Origin of the sequence: Nocardia cerradoensis NBRC 101014, from assembly GCF_000308535.1 — a bacterium.
Lineage (GTDB): Bacteria > Actinomycetota > Actinomycetes > Mycobacteriales > Mycobacteriaceae > Nocardia > Nocardia cerradoensis.
Window position 1 is genome coordinate 1 of sequence record NZ_BAFW01000305.1, and the last position, 2,730, is coordinate 2,730.

3 protein-coding genes are annotated in these 2,730 nt (G+C 69.1%); all 3 read left to right on the plus strand.

Annotated features, from left to right (window positions below; all coding sequences use genetic code 11):
- The coding region (locus tag ON23_RS28155) for a YbfB/YjiJ family MFS transporter (RefSeq protein ID WP_039781950.1) at positions 1 to 319 on the plus strand (319 nt) is incomplete at its 5' end.
- A 45-nt stretch (positions 320 to 364) separates the two neighbouring features.
- Positions 365 to 1,759, plus strand: coding sequence for a serine hydrolase domain-containing protein (locus ON23_RS28160; protein WP_083904285.1), 1,395 nt, complete (start codon positions 365 to 367; stop codon positions 1,757 to 1,759).
- A 170-nt stretch (positions 1,760 to 1,929) separates the two neighbouring features.
- Positions 1,930 to 2,730, plus strand: an 801-nt coding sequence (locus tag ON23_RS28165; protein ID WP_039781952.1) for a baeRF11 domain-containing protein, incomplete at its 3' end; no start/stop codon positions are given.

The following is a 2,730-nucleotide window of genomic DNA, read 5'->3' on the forward strand; positions in this document are numbered from 1 at the left end:
GATGCTGTTCGCTCCCGATGTGCGGCCGAGCATGTGGGTGTTCGTCATCTTCTACGGCCTGGACTGGATCGCGACGGTGCCGCCCACGGTCGCGCTGTGCCGCGAACACTTCGGCGCGGACGGGCCGATCGCCTTCGGCTGGGTATTCGCCTCACATCAGATCGGCGCCGCGATCGCCGCTTCCGGCGCCGGCGTCATTCGGGACCTGCAGGGCAGCTACCAGCTCGCCTGGTTCATCGCCGGCGGTCTGTGCGCGGTGGCGGCGGTGATGTCGCTGAGCATTCGCCAACCGCGTCCGCGAGAGGCGGTGGCGCAGTAGAGTTTCAATCCCGGCTCCACCGTTCCCGATGAGGGAGGTCGTGCAGTGCCAGTGGTTTCCGTGCCGATCCGGCCCCGGCTGATTGCCGCGGCGCTGACCGGCGTCGCAGTTCTGTTCGTCGCGTGCGGATGCGGTTCGTCGTCGAAACCCGCGCCCGCGAGCACGTCGCCCGCCGCCGCGACCACCTCGCCGGCCCCGGCCGTCCATCCGCTCGACGAGCCCACGCTGCGCGGCATCGTCGAGTCGGTGGCGCGTCCGGCGTCGGTGCCGGGAGTCGTGGCCTTCGTCCGCACCGCCGCCGGCGAGGTCGGCACCTCCTACGGCACCCGGACCTTCGGCGGCGGCCCGGCGGTCACGGCGGCCGACCATGTGCGCATCGGATCGGTCACCAAGACCTGGACCGGCACCGTGATCCTGCAACAGGTGCAGGAACACAAACTGGCCCTCGACGATCCGGTCTCGAAGTACCGGACCGATGTGCCCGGCGGCGCGGCGATCACCATCGCGCAGCTGCTCGACATGCGCAGCGGCCTCTACAACTACAGCGAGACCCGCGAACTGGCCGAGGCCATGGACGCCGACCCGGGCCGGGTGTGGCAACCCGACGAACTGCTCGCCATGGCCTACGCGCATCCGCCGTATTTCGCACCGGGACAGGGCTATCACTACTCGAACACCAATACGATCCTGCTCGGGCTGATCGCCGAACAGCTGGACGGCAAACCGCTCGAGCAGATCATGCGAGACCGGCTCTTCGGGCCGCTCGGCCTGACCCAGACCTCCTTCCCCGCGCGCACCTCCGCGGCCATACCCGACCCGCACCCGCAGGGCTACATGTACGGCACCAATGTCTTGACCATGGGGACGCCGCCGGCGCTACCGCCCGAAATGCAGGCCGAGGCCAAGGCGGGCCGGCTGCTGCCCGGTGATCGCACGGCGGACAATCCGTCCTGGGCGTGGGCCGCGGGCGCGGGAATCTCCACGGTCGGGGATCTGGCCACCTGGGCCGAGGCGCTCAGCGACGGCAAGGTCCTCGATGTCGACATGCAGAGCAAGCGCATGGGCAGCCTGCAAGCGACCGATCCGGCCAATCCGCCGGAGGCGCCGCAGTACGGCCTCGCCATCGCGAAATTCGGTGCGCTGTACGGACATACGGGTGAGCTGCCGGGCTTCAACACCTTCGCCGGCTCCGATCCGGCGCACAAGGTGACCGTGGTGGTGTGGGCGAATCTGGAACCCACCGCCGACGGGAACGCGGCGGCGAGTGCGATCGCCAAGCAGATCATCGAGCATCTGTACGGGACGGGCACGCTGCCTGCCGGATCGGCGACCGTCCCGCCCGGCCCGACGAGTGCCGCCACCGCCACCACCCCGGCTGCTGCAACCCCGGCCACGCCGACCCCGCTGTCACCGACCGGCGCGCCGACGCCCACTCGGTGAGCCGATCGACACGAAAGCAGCAACAGTTCGGCATCCGATGCCCGTATGCGTGCCTGCCGGTGCCGATGTCCAGTAGCGTCGATGTGGTTACGAGTTGGCAAACACTGCGGCCGCTCTTCGCGCGGCCGGTGCGCCCGTCGAACAGTTCGGGGCAACGAAGGAGGATCGAAGTGCTGCACACCGACATCCCGACCCGCCGCGAGATCGAAACCCTCGCCGAATGGACCGGCCCCTGGTCGGTGTCGATCTATCTGCCCACCGAGGCCGCCACCCCGAATCCGGAGGCGAACCGGATCGCGTTCTCCAATCAGGTCCGGGAGGCGGTCGACCTGGTCACCGACAGTGACAGTCGCGCGGCCATCGCCGATCAGCTCGACGATCTGACCGACGACGAGGACTTCTGGCGCTTCCAGTCGCACACCCTGGTCGTGCACGTATCGCCACAGCGGATGTGGACCTTCCGGATCCCGAACCGCCTCGGCGCCGCGGTCACCGTCTCGGATCGGTTCCTGCTCAAGCCGCTGCTGCGGGCCGTCACCTTCCCGCAAACCGCCTTCGTCCTCGCGCTGGCCGAGGGGTCCGCGCGGCTGGTCGAGGTGACCCCCGATCGCCCTGCCGAGGATGTGCGGGTGCCCGACATGCCCAGTGACGCCGCCGATTTCGCGCGGAAGGCCTCGATCGGCGATCGTTCGCCCAAGCGGCGGCTGACCGGCAGCGAAGGGAAGAAGATACTGGTCCGCCAATACACGCGCGGCGTCGACCGGGCGTTGCGCGACATTCTCTCCGGCCGCGACACCCCGCTCATCCTGGCGGCGCCCGAACCGATCGACGCGATCTACCGCTCGGTGGCCACCTCCGGCGACCTGCTCGACGACGGCATTCCCGGCAACCCGGAACATCTGTCCGATCAGGAACTGGCCGACAAGGCCCGCCACATCCTCGACGGTCACTACGCGCGCAACTGGCCGATC